21 protein-coding genes are annotated in these 20699 nt (G+C 61.7%); 11 read left to right on the top strand and 10 right to left on the bottom strand.

Annotated features, from left to right (window positions below; all coding sequences use genetic code 11):
• The first annotated feature begins 64 nt into the window (after window positions 1-64).
• From ctaD to QLG12_RS21380, 3 genes are all read left to right on the top strand, one after another.
• Window positions 65-1651 (top strand): cytochrome c oxidase subunit I, encoded by a 1587-nt coding sequence (ctaD, locus tag QLG12_RS21370; RefSeq protein WP_115079849.1) that lies wholly within the window; start codon window positions 65-67, stop codon window positions 1649-1651.
• 129 nt (window positions 1652-1780) lie between these two features.
• On the top strand, window positions 1781-2332 hold the full coding sequence (locus QLG12_RS21375; RefSeq protein ID WP_282475189.1) for a cytochrome c oxidase assembly protein: 552 nt from the start codon (window positions 1781-1783) through the stop codon (window positions 2330-2332).
• Between the two features lie 25 nt (window positions 2333-2357).
• Window positions 2358-3245, top strand: a complete 888-nt coding sequence (locus QLG12_RS21380; RefSeq protein WP_179693127.1) for a cytochrome c oxidase subunit 3 — start codon at window positions 2358-2360, stop codon at window positions 3243-3245.
• 83 nt (window positions 3246-3328) lie between these two features.
• Here the strand turns inward: QLG12_RS21380 and QLG12_RS21385 are convergent, their stop codons facing one another.
• Complete coding sequence (locus tag QLG12_RS21385; protein ID WP_236192553.1) at window positions 3329-3532, bottom strand: twin transmembrane helix small protein; 204 nt, start codon at window positions 3530-3532, stop codon at window positions 3329-3331.
• Window positions 3533-3604: 72 nt separating this feature from the next.
• Between QLG12_RS21385 and QLG12_RS21390 the strand changes: the two genes are divergently transcribed.
• From QLG12_RS21390 to QLG12_RS21410, 5 genes are read left to right on the top strand one after another with little or no spacing between them, the layout of a single operon-like run.
• Window positions 3605-4345: an SURF1 family protein gene (locus QLG12_RS21390; protein WP_282475190.1), complete on the top strand. Its 741-nt coding sequence runs from the start codon at window positions 3605-3607 to the stop codon at window positions 4343-4345.
• Complete coding sequence (locus QLG12_RS21395; RefSeq protein ID WP_007953988.1) at window positions 4311-4904, top strand: hypothetical protein; 594 nt, start codon at window positions 4311-4313, stop codon at window positions 4902-4904. The genes QLG12_RS21390 and QLG12_RS21395 overlap by 35 nt, the downstream gene beginning before the upstream one ends.
• 10 nt (window positions 4905-4914) lie before the next feature.
• Window positions 4915-5994 carry a COX15/CtaA family protein gene (locus tag QLG12_RS21400; protein ID WP_282475191.1) on the top strand — a complete coding sequence of 360 codons (1080 nt, stop codon included), beginning with the start codon at window positions 4915-4917 and terminating at the stop codon, window positions 5992-5994.
• Window positions 5982-6881 carry a heme o synthase gene (gene cyoE / locus QLG12_RS21405; protein WP_197869010.1) on the top strand — a complete coding sequence of 300 codons (900 nt, stop codon included), beginning with the start codon at window positions 5982-5984 and terminating at the stop codon, window positions 6879-6881. The genes QLG12_RS21400 and cyoE overlap by 13 nt, the downstream gene beginning before the upstream one ends.
• Window positions 6878-7513 (top strand): SCO family protein, encoded by a 636-nt coding sequence (locus QLG12_RS21410; protein ID WP_007953994.1) that lies wholly within the window; start codon window positions 6878-6880, stop codon window positions 7511-7513. The genes cyoE and QLG12_RS21410 overlap by 4 nt, the downstream gene beginning before the upstream one ends.
• Before the next feature lie 85 nt (window positions 7514-7598).
• Here the strand turns inward: QLG12_RS21410 and QLG12_RS21415 are convergent, their stop codons facing one another.
• From QLG12_RS21415 to QLG12_RS21425, 3 genes are all read right to left on the bottom strand, one after another.
• The gene (locus tag QLG12_RS21415) at window positions 7599-8372 is read right to left on the bottom strand and encodes a MetQ/NlpA family ABC transporter substrate-binding protein (protein ID WP_282475192.1); all 774 of its coding nucleotides are present in this window, start codon (window positions 8370-8372) and stop codon (window positions 7599-7601) included.
• Window positions 8373-8446: 74 nt separating this feature from the next.
• Complete coding sequence (locus tag QLG12_RS21420; protein WP_011331789.1) at window positions 8447-9121, bottom strand: methionine ABC transporter permease; 675 nt, start codon at window positions 9119-9121, stop codon at window positions 8447-8449.
• A complete protein-coding gene (locus QLG12_RS21425; protein ID WP_011331788.1) occupies window positions 9121-10128 on the bottom strand; it encodes a methionine ABC transporter ATP-binding protein in 1008 nt (335 codons plus the stop codon). Before QLG12_RS21425 ends, QLG12_RS21420 begins: the two co-directional genes overlap by 1 nt.
• Before the next feature lie 260 nt (window positions 10129-10388).
• On the opposite strand from QLG12_RS21425, the gene katE reads away from it, so the two are divergent.
• On the top strand, window positions 10389-12530 hold the full coding sequence (gene katE / locus QLG12_RS21430; protein WP_282475193.1) for a catalase HPII: 2142 nt from the start codon (window positions 10389-10391) through the stop codon (window positions 12528-12530).
• 107 nt (window positions 12531-12637) lie between these two features.
• Here the strand turns inward: katE and QLG12_RS21435 are convergent, their stop codons facing one another.
• Genes QLG12_RS21435 through zur form a run of 4 tightly spaced genes read right to left on the bottom strand, consistent with a single transcriptional unit; the run spans window position 12638 to window position 15437 of the window.
• Window positions 12638-13351 carry a PA5502 family lipoprotein gene (locus QLG12_RS21435; RefSeq protein ID WP_282475194.1) on the bottom strand — a complete coding sequence of 238 codons (714 nt, stop codon included), beginning with the start codon at window positions 13349-13351 and terminating at the stop codon, window positions 12638-12640.
• 37 nt (window positions 13352-13388) lie between these two features.
• Window positions 13389-14177, bottom strand: coding sequence for a zinc ABC transporter permease subunit ZnuB (znuB, locus tag QLG12_RS21440; protein WP_197869007.1), 789 nt, complete (start codon window positions 14175-14177; stop codon window positions 13389-13391).
• Window positions 14170-14955 (bottom strand): zinc ABC transporter ATP-binding protein ZnuC, encoded by a 786-nt coding sequence (znuC, locus tag QLG12_RS21445; RefSeq protein WP_282475195.1) that lies wholly within the window; start codon window positions 14953-14955, stop codon window positions 14170-14172. The genes znuB and znuC overlap by 8 nt, the downstream gene beginning before the upstream one ends.
• Window positions 14955-15437 (bottom strand): zinc uptake transcriptional repressor Zur, encoded by a 483-nt coding sequence (gene zur, locus QLG12_RS21450; protein ID WP_064379572.1) that lies wholly within the window; start codon window positions 15435-15437, stop codon window positions 14955-14957. The genes znuC and zur overlap by 1 nt, the downstream gene beginning before the upstream one ends.
• Window positions 15438-15503: 66 nt before the next feature.
• On the opposite strand from zur, the gene QLG12_RS21455 reads away from it, so the two are divergent.
• Window positions 15504-16424: a zinc ABC transporter substrate-binding protein gene (locus QLG12_RS21455; RefSeq protein ID WP_197869005.1), complete on the top strand. Its 921-nt coding sequence runs from the start codon at window positions 15504-15506 to the stop codon at window positions 16422-16424.
• Window positions 16425-16463: 39 nt separating this feature from the next.
• On the opposite strand, the gene QLG12_RS21460 is transcribed toward QLG12_RS21455, so the two are convergent.
• Both QLG12_RS21460 and QLG12_RS21465 read right to left on the bottom strand, forming a co-directional pair.
• Window positions 16464-17417 carry a homoserine kinase gene (locus QLG12_RS21460; RefSeq protein WP_197869004.1) on the bottom strand — a complete coding sequence of 318 codons (954 nt, stop codon included), beginning with the start codon at window positions 17415-17417 and terminating at the stop codon, window positions 16464-16466.
• A 61-nt stretch (window positions 17418-17478) separates the two neighbouring features.
• Window positions 17479-17775: a DUF2782 domain-containing protein gene (locus tag QLG12_RS21465; RefSeq protein ID WP_282475196.1), complete on the bottom strand. Its 297-nt coding sequence runs from the start codon at window positions 17773-17775 to the stop codon at window positions 17479-17481.
• A 74-nt stretch (window positions 17776-17849) separates the two neighbouring features.
• Between QLG12_RS21465 and polA the strand changes: the two genes are divergently transcribed.
• On the top strand, window positions 17850-20654 hold the full coding sequence (gene polA / locus QLG12_RS21470; protein WP_282475197.1) for a DNA polymerase I: 2805 nt from the start codon (window positions 17850-17852) through the stop codon (window positions 20652-20654).
• Window positions 20655-20699: the final 45 nt, after the last annotated feature.

Raw genomic sequence — 20699 nt, forward strand, 5'->3', positions numbered from 1 at the left:
TCGTGAACCGGTCGGGGCCCTGCGCCTCGGCCTGCCCAGTCCACTCACTTGAAGGAGACCGGCCATGAGCGCTGTCATCGATGACCACGGTCATGCCGACCACGCCCACGGCCCTGCCAAAGGCCTGATGCGCTGGGTGCTGACCACCAACCACAAGGACATCGGCACGCTGTACCTGTGGTTTGCGTTCTGCATGTTCCTGCTCGGCGGCTCGTTCGCCATGGTGATCCGCGCCGAGCTGTTCCAGCCCGGATTGCAGATCGTGGAGCCTGCGTTCTTCAACCAGATGACCACCATGCACGGACTGGTGATGGTGTTCGGTGCCGTGATGCCGGCGTTCGTCGGCCTCGCCAACTGGATGATCCCGTTGATGATCGGCGCGCCGGACATGGCCCTGCCACGGATGAACAACTTCAGTTTCTGGCTGCTGCCGGCAGCGTTTCTGCTGCTGGTCTCGACCCTGTTCACCCCCGGTGGCGGGCCGAACTTCGGCTGGACGTTCTACGCCCCGCTGTCCACCACCTATGCCCCGGAAAGCGTGACGTTCTTCATCTTCGCCATCCACCTGATGGGGATCAGTTCGATCATGGGTGCGATCAACGTGATCGCCACCATCCTCAACCTGCGCGCCCCCGGCATGACCCTGATGAAAATGCCGCTGTTCGTCTGGACGTGGCTGATCACCGCGTTCCTGCTGATCGCGGTGATGCCGGTGCTGGCCGGGTGCGTGACGATGATGCTGATGGACATCCACTTCGGCACCAGCTTCTTCAGTGCCGCCGGTGGCGGTGACCCGGTGCTGTTCCAGCATGTGTTCTGGTTCTTCGGCCACCCCGAGGTGTACATCATGATCCTGCCGGCCTTCGGTGCCGTCAGCCAGATCATCCCGACCTTCTCGCGCAAGCCGCTGTTCGGCTACACCTCGATGGTCTACGCCACGGCGAGCATCGCGTTCCTGTCGTTCATCGTCTGGGCGCATCACATGTTCGTGGTGGGCATCCCGCTGGTGGGCGAGTTGTTCTTCATGTACGCGACGATGCTGATCGCGGTGCCGACCGGGGTGAAGGTGTTCAACTGGGCCAGCACCATGTGGCAGGGCTCGATGACCTTCGAGACGCCGATGCTGTTTGCCGTGGCGTTCGTGATCCTGTTCTCGATCGGCGGTTTCTCCGGACTGATGCTGGCCATCGCCCCGGCGGACTTCCAGTACCAGGACACCTACTTCGTGGTGGCGCACTTCCACTACGTGCTGGTGCCGGGGGCGATCTTCGGGATCTTCGCGTCGGCCTATTACTGGCTGCCGAAATGGACCGGCCACATGTACGACGAAACCCTGGGCAAGCTGCACTTCTGGCTGTCCTTCGTCGGCATGAACCTGACCTTCTTCCCGATGCACTTCGTGGGTCTGGCGGGCATGCCCCGGCGGATTCCGGACTACAACCTGCAGTTCGCCGACTTCAACATGGTGTCGTCGATCGGCGCGTTCATGTTCGGCGCCACGCAGATCTTCTTCCTGTTCATCGTGATCAAGACCATCCGTGGCGGCGAGCCGGCTCCGGCCAAACCGTGGGATGGTGCCGAAGGTCTGGAATGGAGCGTGCCGTCACCGGCGCCGTATCACACCTTCACCACGCCGCCGGAAGTGAAATGAACACTTTCTGCCTTGTGGAAACGCCTGTGGGAGCGGGCTTGCCCGCGATGGCGGCCGGCCTGAAACACCGCGTCGGCTGCATCGCTGGCAAGCCAGCTCCCACACGGTTCTCGGCCGAGGGCAAAGATCATGGCTGACTCGATTTCGATGAAGAAGCTGGTCACCCGACTGCTCGGCGTGGTGGTGGCGATGTTCGTCTTCGGTTTTGCCCTGGTGCCGATCTACGACGTGATGTGCAAGGCGTTCGGTATCAACGGCAAAACCGCCGGACAGTACGAGGGCGAGCAGACCGTCGATGCTTCGCGGCAGGTGCGGGTGCAGTTTCTGTCGACCAACACCGCCGACATGCCTTGGGATTTCTACCCCAAGCATGACGAACTGACCGCCAACCCCGGCGCGGTGAACGAGATGATCTTCATTGCGCGCAACCCCACCGACAAACCGATGAGCGCGCAAGCGGTGCCAAGCATCGCGCCGAGCAATGCGGCGGCGTACTTCCACAAGACCGAATGCTTTTGCTTTACCCAGCAGGTGCTGCAGCCCGGTCAGCAGATCGAGATGCCGGTGCGTTTCATCGTTGACCGCGACATGCCCAAGGACGTGAAGCACCTGACGCTGTCCTACACGCTGTTCGATATCACCGCCCGACATCCTCCGGTGGCTGCACACACTGGCGGTTAAGCGTGCCCGATAAGGAGAACAATAAATGGCAACTCATGAGCACTATTACGTCCCGGCCCAGAGCAAGTGGCCGATCGTCGCCACGGTGGGGATGTTCGTCACCGTGTACGGTCTGGCGACCTGGTTCAACGATCTGAAGGCAGCGCGTCCGGAATCCCACGGCCCGCTGATCTTTTTCGTCGGCGGCCTGTTGCTGGCGTACATGCTGTTCGGCTGGTTCGGCGCGGTGATCAAGGAAAGCCGTGCGGGGTTGTACAGCCCGCAGCTGGACCGCTCGTTCCGCTGGGGCATGAGCTGGTTCATCTTCTCCGAGGTGATGTTCTTCATCGCCTTCTTCGGCGCGCTGTTCTACGTGCGGCACATTTCCGGCCCGGCGCTGGGTGGCGAAGGCACGAAAGGCATCGCCCACATGCTCTGGCCGAACTTCCAGTTCACCTGGCCGCTGCTGCACACGCCGGATCCGAAACTGTTCCCGCCGCCCAAGGAAGTCATCAGCCCGTGGGGCCTGCCGCTGATCAACACCATCCTGCTGGTGAGCTCCAGCGTGACCATCACCATCGCCCACCACGCGCTGAAGAAAGGCCATCGCGGCGCGCTGAAACTGTGGCTGGCGATCACCGTGCTGCTGGGTTGTGCGTTCCTCGGTTTCCAGGCCGAAGAATACATCCACGCCTACCACGAACTGGGGCTGACCCTCGGCTCGGGCATCTACGGCGCGACGTTCTTCATGCTCACCGGTTTCCACGGCGCCCACGTGACCATCGGCACGATCATTCTGTTCGTGATGCTGATGCGCATCATGAAGGGCCATTTCGACAACGAACATCAGTTCGGCTTTGAAGCGGCGAGCTGGTATTGGCACTTCGTCGATGTGGTGTGGATCGGCTTGTTCATCTTCGTTTATGTGCTTTAACAGCAGCTGCAAGCGCCAAGCTACAAGCTACAAGTTAGAAGCTTTACCGCTTTGACTTGGAGCTTGCAGCTTGTGGCTTGCAGCTACCAAGGCGCATGCGACACCAGTTGGCCGCTGTAGAAACCCCAGGCGATCAAGCCGACGGTGCCAGCGGCCAATGCCACCCGAACACTCAAGGCGATCACCAGGCGATTCGAGCTGCTGTCGTCCTTGACCAGGAAAAACAGGCCGCTGAACAGGCTGACCACCGTGGCAATCAGCATCAGGACGATGGCTGCTTTGAGCATGGGAAGAACTCCGGGGGAACTAGCGATGCAATTGAGTATAGCGATCGCGTTCACTGACTTTCTGGCGCGACCATGAAGCGCTTCCGGCCGGGTGTGGTGCCGACCCTGGTGGTCGGCCTGCTGCTGCCGTTGCTGATTTCGCTGGGCTTCTGGCAACTGGGCCGGGGCGCGGAGAAAACCGCCCTGCTCGCCAGCTACGCCGAACGCCGCGCCGCCGATCCGATGGCCAGCACCGAGTTGCTGCACAGCGCCGACCCGGCCTTTCGCCGGGTGCATCTGCACGGCCAGTTCGACGCCGCCCACAGCCTGTTGCTGGACAACCGTCAGCGCAACGGCAAGGTCGGCGTCGAATTGCTGCAACCGTTTCAGGATCAACGCAGCGGCCAGTGGCTGCTGGTCAATCGCGGTTGGCTGCCGTGGCCGGACCGGCGCGCGGCCCCGCAATTCAACACACCGGCCGACGCCGTGGATTTCGATGCCTGGGTATATGTCGCCCCCGGCGCCACCTTCCAGCTGCATGCCGATCCGGTCAGCAGCACCTGGCCGCAAACCGTCACCGCCGTCGAACCCACGAAGCTGTGGAAAACCCTCGAACGCGACGGCTTCGCCTACGAATTACGCGCCGAGCCCGGCCCGGCCAGCTATCAGGCCGACTGGCCGGTGGTCGCGATGGGCCCGGAAAAACACCTCGGTTACGCCGTGCAGTGGTTCGCCATGGCCACCGCCCTGCTCGGTCTCTACCTCTATCTCGGCTGGCACAACGCAAAGGAGAAACACCATGGGAGCGGCCATGAATCCACCCAGCATGTCTGAAGCAAAAGCCCCGGCCAGTCGCCGTCGCGGACGCATCCAGCTGCTGTTGATCGTGCTCGGAGTGGTCGGTCCGATGATCCTCGCCACCGGCATGTACAAGTTGCAGTTCTGGGTGCCGGAAGGTCGCAGCTATCACGGCGAACTGATCGGCAACGGCCAGACCCGCGCCGACCTCGGCATCCAGGCTGACGAAACGCGCTGGCAGATGCTGGTCACCGCACCGAAAGACTGCGCGGTGGACTGCCAGCAACTGGTGTACCTGGCGCGGCAGATCCAGATCGGCCTGGGTCGCGAAGCTGGTCGCGCCAGCCACGCCCTCGCCGCTGCGCAACCACTGGGTGCCGACTACGAAGCCAAGCTGACCCGCGAGTACCCGCAGTTGCAACGCTACCCGCTGGACGCCGCCACCTTCAGCAAGGCCACGGGCGACAAGGCCACGCCGCAACTGTGGATCATCGATCCCCACGGCAACCTCGTGCTGCGATACGACCCGAGCGTCAAGGGCAAGGACCTGCTCAACGACCTGCGCCACCTGCTGAAACTGTCGAACATCGGATAAGGGCATCGTCATGGCCAAACCTGGATTTCGCCTCGCGCTGTTTGCCACCCTGCTGGCACTGATCGTCGTGCTGCTCGGCGCCTACACCCGCCTGACCCACGCGGGCCTCGGCTGTCCGGACTGGCCGGGCTGCTACGGGTTCATCAGCGTGCCGAAAAGCGAAGCCCAACTGGCCCATGCCGAACTGCATTACCCCGATTCACCGGTGGAAGCGCATAAAGGCTGGAACGAGATGATCCACCGCTACTTCGCCGGTACCCTCGGCCTGCTGATCTCGATTCTGGCCGGGCGCGCGTGGGTCAACCGCCGTCATCCGGGGCAACCGCTGAAGCTGCCGCTGTTTCTGCTGGCGGTGGTGTTCGCCCAGGCGGCGTTCGGCATGTGGACGGTGACACTCAAGCTCTGGCCGCAAGTGGTGACCGGGCATTTGCTCGGTGGCTTCGCGACCCTGAGCCTGTTGTTTCTGCTGACGTTGCGACTGTCCGGCGTGCTGCCGGCGCTGACCGTGCCCAAGCGTCTGCAATATTGGGCCACTGCCGGTCTGTTGCTGGTGATCGGCCAGATCGCGCTCGGTGGCTGGGTCAGTTCCAACTACGCGGCGGTGGCCTGCATCGACTTCCCGACTTGCCACGGCCAATGGCTGCCGCCGGCGGATTTCGCCAACGGCTTTCACCTGACTCAACACATCGGCCCCAATTACCTCGGCGGGCAACTCGACAGCGATGCACGCACGGCGATTCATCTGACTCACCGCATCGGCGCGTTGCTGGTGACGATTGTCCTGCTCGGTCTGGCCTGGCAACTGAAAGGGGTGGGCATGACCCGACTGGCAGGGCTGGTGCTGATCGCCCTCGCCGCGCAGATCACCCTCGGCATCAGCAACGTGCTGTTTCATCTGCCGCTGCCGGTGGCCGTGGCGCATAACGCCGGCGGTGCCGCGCTGCTGCTGACGATGGTGCTGGTCAACTATCACGCGCGAACCAGTCTGGTTCGGGTCAAGCAGCCGATGCTCGCGCGCTGGCGTCTGAGCCCGCGTAAACAGTCGGCGGCGCCCATCACTATAAAAGGAGAGACGCCATGGCGATTCTGATCGGTGAACGTCCCGCGCAGGCGTTGTGGCGAGACTATCTGGAGCTGACCAAACCGAAAGTCGTGGTGCTGATGCTCATCACCTCGCTGGTGGGCATGTTCCTCGCGACCCGCGCCGGGGTGCCGTGGACGGTGCTGGTGTTCGGCAACCTGGGAATCGCGTTGTGTGCCGGTGGCGCGGCGGCGGTCAATCATGTGGTAGACCGGCGCATCGATGCGGTCATGGCCCGCACCCATAAACGGCCGCTGGCCGAGGGCCGGGTTTCGCCCACAGGCGCACTGACCTTTGCGCTGGTGCTGGCACTGCTCGGCCAGGCCCTGCTGCTGACCTTCACCAACCCGCTGACCGCATGGCTGACCCTGGCCTCGCTGCTCGGCTACGCGGTGATCTACACCGGTTTCCTCAAACGCGCGACGCCCCAGAACATCGTCATCGGTGGCCTTGCCGGCGCCGCGCCGCCGCTGCTCGGCTGGACCGCCGCGACCGGCCACGTCAGCGCCGAACCGTTGCTGCTGGTGCTGATCATCTTCGCCTGGACCCCGCCGCACTTCTGGGCGCTGGCCATCCACCGCAAGGAGGAATACGCCAAGGCCGACATTCCGATGCTGCCGGTCACCCATGGCGAGCACTACACCAAGGTGCACATTCTGCTGTACACCTTCGCCCTGCTGGCGGTCAGTCTGCTGCCGTATGTGATCCACATGAGCGGCCTGCTGTACCTGATCTGTGCTTTCGGTTTGGGCGCGCGGTTTCTGCAATGGGCCGTGGTGCTGTACCGTGGCACTCGGCCGCACGCGGCGATCAACACCTTCAAGTACTCTATCTGGTACTTGTTTCTGCTGTTCATCGCCCTGCTCGTAGACCACTACTTACTGTTGAACCTATGACTCGAACCCAGAAAACCGTCTTCATCCTCGTCGCCGTGATCGCGCTGATCCTCGGCCTGACCGTCAACAAAGTGCTGAGCGGCAAGGGCCAGGGCGACCCGACTGCATTGATCGACGCCGGCATCATCCTGCTGCCGCAGAGCCGCAACCTGCCGGACGTGACGATGACCAATCAGGACGGCCAACCGGTCACGGTCAACGAGCTCAAGGGCAAGTGGAGTCTGCTGTTCTTCGGCTACACCTTCTGCCCGGACATCTGCCCGACCACCCTTGCCCAGCTGCGCCAGATCAAAAGCGAACTGCCGAAGGATGCTGTGGATAAACTGCAGATCGTGCTGGTCAGCGTCGATCCGAACCGCGACAACCCCGCGCAGTTGAAGCAGTACCTGGGCTACTTCGATCCACAGTTCATCGGCCTGACGCCGAAGTCGATCGACGAGCTGCAGAAGGTGGCGAACGCGGTGAGCATTCCGTTCATTCCGGCCGACACCAGCAAACCGAATTACACGGTGGACCACAGCGGCAACCTGGCGGTGATCGGGCCGGACGGGACACAGCGCGGGTTTATTCGGGCGCCGTTGAACAACGCCAAGCTGGTGGCGCAGTTGCCGGTGATGTTGAACCGCAAGTAAGAACAGCACTACTCCCACAGGGGATGTGTTTTAGGGACAAAAAAGGGGACGCCAGTGGCGTCCCCTTTTCGTTGCGGCGTCCGAATCAGAACGCCGGCAATACCGCGCCTTTGTACTTCTCGGTAATGAATTTCTTCACTTCCGGGCTGTGCAGGGCGGCGGCCAGTTTCTTCATGGCGTCGCTGTCCTTGTTGTCCGCGCGGGACACCAGGATGTTCACGTAAGGCGAGTCGCTGCCTTCGATGACCAGCGCATCCTTGGACGGATCGAGCTTGGCTTCCAGCGCGTAGTTGGTGTTGATCAGCGCCAGGTCGACCTGGGTCAGCACGCGCGGGATGGTCGCGGCTTCCAGTTCACGGATCTTCAGGTCTTTCGGGTTCTGGGCGATGTCCTTGACGGTCGACAGGATGTTGCTCGGATCCTTCAGGGTGATCACGCCGGCCTTGGCCAGCAGCAACAGCGCGCGGCCGCCGTTGGTGGCGTCGTTCGGGATCACCACGTTGGCGCCGTTTGGCAGCTCTTCGATTTTCTTGAACTTGCTGGAGTAGGCGCCCAGCGGCTCCAGGTGCACACCGGTCACGGAAACCAGGCTGGTCCCTTTGGCCTTGTTGAACTCATCGAGGTACGGCTGGTGCTGGAAGAAGTTGGCGTCCAGACGCTTCTCGGCCACCTGCACGTTCGGCTGAACGTAGTCGGTGAAGACCTTGACCTTCAGATCCACGCCTTCTTTCGCCAGAGCCGGCTTCACGAATTCGAGGATTTCCGCGTGCGGCACCGGGGTGGCAGCAACGGTCAGGGTTTCGTCGGCGTGGGCCGAGAACGCTGCAACGGCAGCCAGGGCAACGATCAGTTTTTTCATTCAGCTAACTCCTTTTTACGGCGCCCGTCTGGCGCCTGCCAGCGAATGGCCGGCTCATGTCATTACAAAACCGGTTATTTGCGCGAGAAGTGCACGACCAGTCGGTCGCCGACCATTTGCAGCACTTGCACCAGAATCAGCAGCAACACCACGGTCACGATCATCACGTCAGTCTGGAACCGCTGGTAGCCGAAACGGATCGCCAGGTCACCCAGACCACCGGCACCGACCACCCCGGCCATCGCCGTGTAGGAAACCAGTGTAATCGCCGTCACCGTAATTGCAGCGAAGATGCCCGGACGGGCCTCCGGCAGCAGGGCGTTCATGATGATCTGGCGAGTGGTCGCGCCCATCGACTGGGTTGCCTCGATGATGCCGCGATCGACTTCACGCAGGGCGGTTTCCACCAGCCGCGCAAAGAACGGCGTCGCGCCCACTACCAGCGGCGGAATCGCACCAGCCACGCCCAGCGAGGTGCCGGTGATCAGCACGGTGAACGGGATCATCACGATCAACAGAATGATGAACGGCAGCGAACGCAGGATGTTCACCACCAGCGACAGCAGCGCGTACACGCCTTTGGCTTCGAGCAACTGACGCGGGCTGCACAGGAACAGCAGCACGCCCAGCGGCAGGCCGAGCAGCACGGTGAACAGCAGCGAACCGCCGAGCATCATCAGGGTGTCGCCAGTGGCGAGCCAGATTTCGTACCAGTCGATATTGGTGAAGAAACTCATCAGGTCTTCCATTAGCGCAACACCTCCATGTGAACGTCAGCGGCGGTGAAGCGGGCGAAAGCTGCGTCCATGTCGCCACCGGTGACGGCGAGGGTCAATTGCCCGTAGGGAATGTCTTTGATGCGGTCGATACGACCGGCCAGGATGCTGTAGTCCACACCGGTTTCCCGGGCGACGGTACCGAGCAACGGCGCGTAGGTCGCTTCGCCCTGGAAGGTCAGACGCACGATGCGGCCAGGCACGTGAGCGAAGTCATCGCGCTGCTCGCTTTCGTCGATTTGCTCGCTTTCCTGAACAAAGCGCTTGGTGGTCGGGTGCTTCGGATGCAGGAACACATCGGCCACCGAACCTTGCTCGACGATCACGCCGGCATCCATCACGCCGACCTGATCGCACACGCGGCGGATCACATCCATCTCATGAGTAATCAGGACGATGGTCAGTTTCAGTTCACGGTTGATCTCGGCCAGCAGTTGCAGGACCGATGCCGTGGTCTGCGGGTCGAGGGCGCTGGTGGCCTCGTCGCAGAGCAGGATCTTCGGCTTGGTCGCCAGGGCGCGAGCAATGCCGACGCGCTGCTTCTGACCGCCGGACAGTTGCGCCGGGTACTTTTTGGCGTGATCGGACAGACCGACCCGCGCCAGCAACTCGGCCACACGCTGGTCGATCTCGGCACGAGACAGTTCACCGGCCAGGGTCAGTGGCAGCGCGACGTTGTCGGCCACGGTCTTGGATGCCAGCAGGTTGAAGTGCTGGAAGATCATCCCGACCTGCTGACGGAAACGGCGCAGGCCGTTGGCGTCCAGCGCGGTGACTTCTTCGCCGTCGACGATGATCTTGCCGCCACTGGATTGCTCCAGGCGATTGATCAGACGCAGCAGGGTACTTTTTCCCGCGCCGGAATGGCCAATCAGGCCGAACACCTGACCGTTCTCGATGGAGAAGCTGGTCGGGTGCAGCGCGGTGATGTCCTTACCGGCGACGCGGTAAGTCTTATGGACGTTTTGAAACTCGATCACGTAGCGAACCTTGTGGGGCGCGTTGGAAAAGGATCAGCGGTTAGCCGGGCGCGCATTTTAGCCTGTCCGTATAGAGGTTCTTAGCATTTATTTCGCGAATAACCTTCGATTTGGCAATAACAGGATCAAAGGTCATAAAAAAGGAACGCTCGAAACCCTCGTCAGTCACTAATTAAGCGACTTGAAATCCCTGGGTGCCGTGCCTGGGAAACACTCAAGCGTTCCGGAGCAATCCCGGGACAAACAGGAGTTCATGACTGATGAGTACCAAGAAACCTGCCAATGACAAAAGCCAACTGGCCGGCACCGATACCCCGGATCGCGCCAACACCAATGCCAAACTCGACAGCCTGGAGAAGTTTCGCTCCGATGCCACGGGCCAGGCACTGCGCACCAACCAGGGCGTGAAAATTGCTGATAATCAGAACACCCTCAAGGCCGGAGCTCGCGGGCCGTCGCTTTTGGAAGACTTCATCATGCGTGAAAAGATCACGCACTTTGACCATGAACGGATTCCCGAGCGCATCGTCCACGCCCGCGGCACCGGCGCCCATGGTTTCTTTCAGAGCTACGAGAACCATTCGACGCTGACCAAGGCCGGTTTCCTGCAGGATCCGGGGAAGAAAACCCCGGTGTTCGTGCGTTTTTCCACGGTGCAGGGGCCGCGTGGTTCCGGCGACACCGTGCGTGACGTGCGTGGTTTTGCCGTGAAGTTCTTCACCGACGAAGGCAACTTCGATCTGGTTGGCAACAACATGCCGGTATTTTTCATCCAGGACGCGATCAAGTTTCCCGACTTCGTCCACGCGGTAAAGCCCGAGCCGCACAACGAAATACCCACCGGTGGCTCGGCTCACGACACGTTCTGGGACTTCGTGTCGCTGGTGCCGGAATCGGCGCACATGGTCATTTGGGCCATGTCCGACCGGGCCATCCCGAAAAGCCTGCGCAGCATGCAGGGCTTCGGTGTGCACACTTTCCGGCTGATCAACGCCGAGGGCAAATCGCGCTTCGTCAAATTCCACTGGCGCCCTACCGCCGGCACCTGTTCGCTGGTCTGGGACGAAGCGCAGAAGCTCGCGGGTAAAGACACCGACTACCATCGGCGCGATCTCTGGGAAGCCATCGAAATGGGCGACTACCCGGAATGGGAACTCGGCGTTCAAGTCATCGAAGAGGAAAACGAACACGACTTCGATTTCGACATCCTCGACCCGACCAAGCTGATTCCCGAGGAAATTGTTCCAATCACGCCATTGGGCAAGATGACCCTCAACCGCAACCCGGACAACTTCTTCGCGGAGACCGAGCAGGTCGCGTTCTGCCCCGGCCATATCGTGCCGGGCATCGACTTCTCCAATGACCCACTGCTGCAAGGCCGGCTGTTTTCCTACACCGACACGCAGATCAGCCGACTCGGCGGGCCGAACTTTCACGAGTTGCCGATCAATCGCCCAGTGGCACCGTTCCACAACGGCCAGCGCGATGCCCAGCACCGTACGGTGATCGACAAGGGCCGCGCGTCCTACGAACCGAACTCCATCGATGGCGGCTGGCCGAAGGAAACCCCACCGGCGGCGCAGCACGGCGGGTTCGAAAGCTACCCGGAGCGCATCGATGCCAACAAGATCCGTCAGCGCAGCGAGTCGTTCAGCGACCACTTTTCCCAGGCACGGTTGTTCTTCAACAGCATGAGCCCGCACGAGAAAGAGCACATCATCGCCGCCTACAGCTTCGAACTGGGCAAGGTTGAGCGTGAGTTCATCCGGGCGAGGCAAGTGAACGAGATTCTCGCCAACATCGATCTGGAGCTGGCCAAACGCGTGGCGGCCAACCTGGGTCTGCCAGCGCCAGGCAAAGGCACCGTCGACGTACCGAAAACATCACTGGATCGCTCACCATCGTTGAGTCAGGCCAACCTGTTGCCGGAAAACATCAAGACGCGAAAAGTCGCGATCCTTGCGGCCAACGGCGTCGATGGTGCGGCAATTGATGCGATGAAGAAGGCGCTGGCGGCAGAAGGTGCGCACGCCAAACTGCTCGGCCCGTCTTCGGCGCCGGTGAAGACCGCCGATGGCAAAAGCCTGGCGGTGGATGCGTCGATGGAAGGTTTGCCTTCGGTGGCGTTCGACGCGGTGTTCGTGCCGGGTGGCGCGGCATCGGTCAAGGCGTTGAGCGGTGACGGCGTGGCGTTGCATTACCTGCTGGAGGCGTACAAGCACTTGAAGGCGATTGCGCTGCAGGGTGAGGCCAAGCAGTTGCTGGATGTGCTGAAGCTGGAGACGGATGCGGGGTTGATCGAGGGCAAGGATGTTGGCGCGCTGACCAAGCCATTCTTTGCTGCGATCGGGCAGCATCGGGTCTGGGATCGGGAGCCTAAGGCCAAAGCCATTCCCGCTTAAAATCTTCGTTGGCTGAAAAGACGCTTTCGCGAGCAAGCCCGCTCCCACAGGATTCACGCGGTACCTGTGGGAGCGGGCTTGCTCCGGGCAGCGTTCCGACGATGCTTTTAAGGTTTGCGCGGACTCAGAACCATCTGCGCCGGGACCGTACGCAGAATCTGTTTCTCGATCTTCAGATCGAAATCCGGATCAAGCTTCTTCACACGCTTGGTGATCAACGTCGCCAGCCAAGGATAATCATTGGTACGCGGGGCCTGAATGCTCACCGCACAGTCATAATTCACCACATCGGCGGCGATCGCATCCAGTTGGCGGCGAAGTTTGCGGCTATCGGTGATGTTCAGCGCGACCGTGGTGCTCTCGGCGGTCGGATCGATCACCTTGGCTTTCGGCTTGGCTTCAGCGGCTTGCAGCGCCGCTTCGGCTTTTTCCAGCTCAGCCTTGCGCGCTTCAGTGATCGCGCCGTTGACGCCACCGGTCAGTGCCGGGGCCTTGGGCATCAGCACGCGGGCACGGGCCAACGCGGTCGCGGCCGCATTCACATCGCCCTTTTGCAGGACGATCTGGCTGAGGCGCAGATAGGCTTCGGCCAACTGGCGCTGGTATTGCTCAAGGGATTGATCGTTGGGTGTCTCGGCCTGCAAGGCTGCCAATTGGTCTTCGGCAGTGGCCAGTTCGCTGCTGGCCAGACTTTGCTCCAGCTGTGCGATGGCCGTGGCCCGCGCATCGGGGACTTCGGCCACCGGCGGCGTGCTTTGGCAGGCGCCCAGCAGCACTGAAAAGGCCACAAGGAGCAGATAACGGGAGGCGAACGGCTTCATTCCTGCGACTCTCTATTTGCGCAAAAAACGAGCAAGTCTACACCCCTCGACGGGGCAGAACAAAACTCAGCAGAAACAGTGCGGCCGCCGTCACAACGATTGACGGGCCGGCCGGGGTGTCCTTGAACCAGGACAGCGCCAGCCCGCCACACACGGCGAGCATGCCCAGCACGCTCGCGCCCAGTGCCATCTGCTCCGGTGAACGGGCGTGACGTTGTGCCGCAGCCGCCGGAATGATCAACAGCGAAGTAATCAGCAATACACCGACGATTTTCATCGCCACTGCGATCACCACCGCGATCAACAGCATCAACGCCATGCGTAAACCAGCTACCGGCAGGCCTTCGACCCTGGCCAGCTCTTCGTGCACGGTGATCGCCAGCAATGGGCGCCATAGCGTCACCAGCAACACCAGCACGGCTGCGCTGCCACCAAGGATCCACGCCAGATCGGTCGGGCTGATCGCCAGCAGGTCGCCGAACAGATAGGCCATCAGGTCGATCCGCACTTCATGCATGAAGCTTAGTACCACCAGCCCGAGAGAGAGCGTGCTCGGTGCGAGAATTCCCAGAAGCGTGTCGGACGCCAGTGGCTGACGCTGCTGCAAGGTCACCAGCAACACCGCCAGCAGCAGGCAGCCGACGGTCACCGCCACGGTCGGGCTGACATCCAGCAGAAAACCCAGCGCCACGCCGAGCAATGCGGCATGGGACAGCGTGTCACCGAAATAGGCCATGCGCCGCCAGACCACGAACGAGCCGAGCGGCCCCGCGACCAACGCCAGCGCCAGACCTGCAAGCAGGGCGTAGAACAGAAAATCAGCCATGCTTGCAGCTATCTCCGTGAACGTGAGGTTGGCCTGTCACAGGCCCTTTGACCACCGAACCGTGCAGGTCGTGGGCGTGGTCATGATGATGGTGATAGATCGCCAGACTCGGCGCGTGGTTGCCGAACAGCTCGACGAACGCCGGATCGCCACTGACCTGCTCGGGATGCCCGGAGCAGCAGACGTGACGGTTGAGGCATACCACCTGATCGGTGGTGCTCATCACCAGATGCAGATCGTGGGACACCATCAGCACACCACAACCGTGACGGTCGCGCAGCCGGGTGATCAGGCTGTACAGCTCGGCCTGCCCGGCGACATCGACGCCCTGCACCGGCTCGTCGAGCACCAGCAGTTCCGGCTCGCGCAACAGCGCCCGGGCCAGCAGCACACGCTGCATCTCACCGCCGGAGACGTTTTGCACCGGGCTGTCGATGACGTGCTCGGCGCCGACTTCCTTGAGTGCCGCCAGCGCACGTGGGCGATCAACGCCCGGCACCAGCCGCAGGAAGCGCAGCACCGACAGCGGCAAGGTCGGATCGACGTGAAGTTTTTGCGGCATGTAACCGACGCGCAGTTTCGGCTTGCGCCAGACGCTGCCGCTGTCGGGTTTCAGCAGCCCGAGCACGGCGCGTACCAGCGTGGTCTTGCCGGCGCCGTTGGGGCCGATCAGGGTGACGATCTGCCCTGGCTCGACGCTCAGGTGAATGTTGTCCAGCACGTTCTGCCCGGCAAACCGGACCGCCACCTGCTCCAGACGGATCAGCGCATCGCTCATCAAGCCCCCCGGCAACCGGAGCAGAGACCAACCACTTCGACGGTCTGAGCCTCAACGATGAAGCCAACGTCCCTGGCGCTGTGGACGATGGCGTCGCTGATGGTTTTTTGCTCAAGTTCGATGGCGGCGTGGCATTCGCGGCAGATCAGGAACTGGCCCTGGTGCGAATGTTTCGGGTGAACGCAGCCGACGAAGGCGTTGAGCGAGGAGATGCGGTGCACCAGACCGTTTTCCAGCAGGAAATCCAGCGCCCGGTATACGGTTGGCGGCGCGGCGCGGCGGCCATCCTGCTCGCTGAGCACGGCCAGGATGTCGTAGGCGCCCAGTGGCTTGTGGCTCTGCCAGACCAGTTCCAGCACGCGCCGGCGCAGCGCGGTCAGACGCAAGCCTTTCTGTGCACACAGGGCATCGGCCTCGGACAGCGCGCTGTGAACGCAGTGCGAATGGTCATGGGGACGGCTGGCAATCGGTGTAATAGGCATGAGCGGCGACGAGTTTGGTTAGAGACGTTATTATGTTACCCGTTCTCGCCTCATTGAGTGGTCATCGTGTCCCGACTTTTTTCTGTTTTTGTCGTATTCATCACCGGCTTTCTGCTGATCGGCCCGGCTCAGGCCGAGGTCAGAGTCCTCACCAGCATCAAGCCCCTGCAACTGATTGCCGCTGCGGTGCAGGACGGCGTGGCGATTCCGGAAGTGCTGCTGCCGCCGGGGGCTTCGCCACATAACTACGCGTTGCGTCCGTCCGACGTACGCAAGGTGCAATCGGTGGATCTGCTGTACTGGATCGGCCCGGACATGGAAGGTTTCCTGCCTCGCGTGCTGAACGGTCGTACGCTGCCGAGCGTTGCCGTGCAGGACCTGCCGGGCATGAAACTGCGCCGCTTCGCCGCGGACAGCCACTCCCATGCCGAAGAAGCCGACGAACACGATCACGACCATCGCCCGGGTAACCTCGATGCACATCTGTGGCTATCGCCGGTGAACGCGCGGGTTATTGCCGACAAAATGGCTGCTGACCTGAGCGCCGCAGACCCGGCCAATGCCGAGCGCTACCAGAGCAACGCCAAGGCGTTCGATGAGCGTCTGGATGCACTTGATCAGCGTTTGAAGAAACGCCTGACCAGTGTTGAAGGCAAACCCTACTTCGTCTTCCACGAAGCCTTCGACTACTTCGAAGACGCCTACGGCTTGAAACACACTGGCGTGTTCAGCGTCGCGGCGGAAGTGCAACCCGGCGCCCAACATGTGGCGGCGATGCGCGCGCGGTTGCAGGAAGTCGGCAAGACCTGCGTGTTCAGTGAGCCGCCGCTGCGTCCACGACTGGCCGAGACCCTGGTGGCGGGCCTGCCGGTGAAGCTGGCGGAGCTGGATGCTTTGGGCGGGTACACGCCAGCCACGGCTCAGGGTTATGAGCAAGTGCTGGAGAAGCTCGGGAATGATCTGGCGGGTTGTCTCGAATCGCTCTGATAAAAAAACCGCAGCCTGCACAGGCTGCGGTTTTTTCTTTTACAGGGCGAAAGGTAGCGGCGTACTGACCGTCTGACGCTGCGCCAGCCGCTGCTCGAACTCTTTCGGATCGTGAATCAGCACGTCCTGCCCGGCGAACGATTCCGCCGCTATCAAACGCGACAGCCAGAACCGAACGCACGCCACTCGCAGCATGGTCGGCCACAGCTCGGCTTCGGCCGCCGTGAATGGACGCAGTGCCGCATAGGCACCGAGGAAGGCCCGAGCACGCGGGCCGTCGATCAGGCCGTCATCGTCCGAACACCAGTCGTTCAGAGCAATCGCCACGTCATAGAGCATCGGCCCGGAGCAGGCGTTGTAGAAGTCGATCAGCCCGGTCAGGTGCGTGCCTTCGAACATCGCGTTGTCGCGGAACAGGTCGGCGTGGATGTTCGCCCGTGGCAACGCGAGAATTTTCTCTTTCTGTTGAGTGATTTCATCCAGAGACTTTTGCAGCAACGCGCGCGGTTCGTCGTTCAAGTGCGAAAGAAACTGCGTGCCCTCTTCCAGCATCCAGTCCAGGCCACGATCAGTCTTGCGCTTGATCATGTTGTCGCCCTGGGTCGCCAGGTGCAAATGCGCCTGCAAGTCACCGACCTGCGCGCAATGCTGGGCGTTGGCCTGCTTGATGTGCTTGCCAGCCAGGCGCGGTTGCAGCAATGCCGGTTTGCCTTTCAGCTCGCGCAGGGCCACGCCGTCGGTGGTGCGCAGTGCGTAGGGCACGGGCAGATCGGCTTGGTGCAGGACATCGAGCAGGTCGATGAAAAACGGCATTTCCTGCACCGGGCCGCGCTCGACCAGGGTCAGGACGAACTCGCCCTTTTCCATGCTGATGAAGAAGTTGGTGTTTTCACTGCCGGCGGCGATCCCCTGGAAATCGAGCAGACGGCCGAGCCCGTACGGGGCGAGAAAGGTTTCCAGCTCGGGCCGAGCCAGGGGGGTGAACACAGACATGGTTAAAAACTGCTCAGTTCTGGCGCCGCCATCAAACGGCGCCGATTAAAAGTCAGGAAACTTACTTCCAGGTAAAGATTTCCCACGACGGAATCAGCATATCCGGCTGGTCGGACCGGATGTAGTTCGCGTCCGAACCATCGGCGCGCACCAGGAAATAGGGTTTACCGCCCTTCGGTGTGACCTTGATCGCGTAGACGAATCCACTGCGGCTGTATTCCTGAATGACCTTGTCGCCTTCCGTGTGCGTGCTAATGGTAACTTCCGGCTCCGACGATGGCGCATCATCCGCCGCGATCGCGGCCAGCGGTAAGACAGCAATCAGACTGACCAGCAGCAAGCGATTTAACGTACGCATGATAACCTTGTCCCTTTGTCGTCAACGGTCCCGCTATTCTAGCGCCGGGCCCGCCGAAAAGGTTGATTCTGCTCATGAGCCAAGCCCCCCTCGTCCTGGTGGACGGTTCGTCTTACCTGTACCGCGCCTTCCACGCGCTGCCACCGCTGACCACCTCCAAAGGCCTGCCGACCGGTGCGGTCAAAGGCGTGCTGAACATGCTCAAGAGCCTGCGCAAGCAGTATCCGGACAGCCCGTTCGCCGTGGTGTTCGACGCCAAGGGTGGGACATTTCGCGATGAGATGTACGCCGAATACAAAGCCAACCGCCCGAGCATGCCCGACGACATGCGCGTACAGATCGAACCGCTGCACCAGAGCGTGATCGCCCTCGGTTTCCCGCTGCTTTGCGTCGAAGGCGTCGAGGCCGATGACGTGATCGGCACCTTGGCCCGCAGCAGCGCGGCCGCCGACCGCCCGGTGATCATCTCTACCGGCGACAAGGACATGGCGCAACTGGTCGATGGCCACATTACCTTGGTCAACACCATGTCCGGTAGTTCGATGGATGTGGAGGGCGTGAAGGAGAAATTCGGCGTCGCTCCGGAGCAGATCATCGATTATCTGGCCCTGATGGGCGATTCTTCCGACAACATCCCCGGCGTTCCCGGCATCGGCCCGAAAACCGCGTCCGGCCTGCTGGTGGGCGTCAACGGCGGCCTGAACGAGCTGTATGCGCAGCTCGACATCGTGCCAACCCTGCCGATCCGCGGCGCCAAGACCTTGCCGGCCAAGCTCGAAGAACACAAGGAGATGGCGTTCCTCTCCTATCAACTGGCGACCATCAAGGTCGACGTGCCGCTGGATATCGGCCTCGACGACCTGCAAATGGGTCCGGAAGATCCGGCCAAACTTTACGAGTTGTACACCCTGCTGGAATTCAAGAGTTGGCTGAATGACCTGGATCGCGATGCCAAGCGCCAGGAACTGAGCGCGGCCGCCGAGCCTGCGCCGGCCGGTGATCTGTTCAGCGCGCCTACCGAAGAAGCGCCTGCCGCTCCGGCTGAAGCCGCGTACGAAACCATCCTCGATCAGGCGCGATTCGACGTCTGGCTGGAAAAACTGAAGAACGCCAAGCTGTTCGCCTTCGACACCGAAACCACCGGCATCGATGCGCAACAGGCGCAACTGGTCGGGCTTTCCTTCGCGGTACAGGCCAACGAAGCGGCCTATATTCCGCTGACCCATTCCTACATCGGCGTGCCGGAGCAACTGGATCGCGACACTGTGCTGCGCGCGCTCAAGCCGATCCTGGAAGACCCGAACAAGCTCAAGGTCGGCCAGCACGCCAAATTCGACATGAACATCCTGGCCAACTGCGCCATCGGCGGTGATCAGAATGAAGGCATCACCGTGCGCGGAATTGCCTTCGACACGATGCTTGAGTCCTATGTGCTCAACTCCACCGCCACCCGTCACGACATGGACAGCCTGGCGCAAAAGTACCTGAATCACACCACCGTGAGCTTCCAGGACATCGCCGGCAAAGGCGCCAAGCAACTGACCTTCGACCAGATCGCCCTGGAACAGGCCGGGCCGTATGCCGCCGAAGATGCCGACGTGACCCTGCGCCTGCACCAGACTCTGTTCGAAAAACTCAGCGCCATCCCGAGCCTGGCCAGCGTGCTGACCGACATCGAGATCCCGCTGGTGCCGGTACTCGCACGCATTGAGCGCCAGGGCGCGTTCGTCGACGCTGACCTGCTCGGCATCCAAAGCATTGAGCTGGGCAACAAAATGGTCGCGCTGGAGCGTGAAGCCTTCGAGATTGCCGGTGAAGAATTCAACCTCGGTTCGCCGAAACAGCTGGGCGTGATCCTTTACGAAAAGCTTGGCCTGCCGGTGCTGAAGAAGACAGCCAAGGGCCAGCCGTCCACCGCCGAAGAAGTGCTGGCGAAGCTGGCCGAAGACGACCACCGCTTGCCGAAAGTGCTGATGGAACACCGTTCCATGAGCAAGCTGAAGAGCACCTACACCGATCGCCTGCCGGAGCAGATCAACCCGCGTACCGGGCGTATTCACACTTCGTACCATCAGGCCGTTGCGTCGACCGGTCGCCTGTCGTCGAGCGATCCGAACCTGCAGAACATCCCGGTGCGCACCGCCGAAGGCCGACGCATCCGTCAGGCTTTCGTTGCGCCGAAAGGTTACAAACTGCTGGCAGCGGACTACTCGCAGATCGAACTGCGGATCATGGCCCACCTGTCCCGCGACGAAGGCCTGATGAACGCCTTCCGCAATAACCTGGACGTGCACACCGCCACGGCGGCCGAAGTGTTCAAGGTCGATCTGAATGAAGTGACGTCCGACCAGCGCCGGGGCGCCAAGGCGATCAACTTCGGTCTGATCTACGGCATGGGCGCGCAGAAACTGGGCAAGGACATCGGCGTCGATACCAAGACCGCCAAGGCCTACATCGACACCTACTTCGCGCGCTACCCGGGCGTTCGCGAATACATGGATCGCACCCGCGCCCAGGCAGCCGATCAGGGCTTCGTGGAAACGATCTTCGGTCGTCGTCTGTATCTGCCGGACATCAACTCCAACAAGCCGCAGGAACGCGCTGCCGCCGAACGTACGGCGATCAACGCGCCGATGCAGGGCACTGCAGCGGACATCATCAAGAAAGCCATGGTGGCGGTGGATAACTGGCTGTGCGCTTCCGGGCTGGACGCCAAAGTCATCCTGCAGGTGCACGACGAACTGGTGCTGGAGGTCCGCGAGGATCTGGTCGATCAGGTTCGCGAAGAAATTCGCGTGCACATGAGCGAAGCGGCGAAACTGGACGTGCCGTTGCTGGTGGAAGTGGGCGTTGGCAGCAACTGGGACGAGGCGCACTGAGGCCTCTGGGGCGAGGTTTTGCCGCGACAGCGCGTCGCGGCAAAG

Origin of the sequence: Pseudomonas sp. V88_4, assembly GCF_029967985.1 — a bacterium.
GTDB lineage: Bacteria > Pseudomonadota > Gammaproteobacteria > Pseudomonadales > Pseudomonadaceae > Aquipseudomonas > Aquipseudomonas glycinae.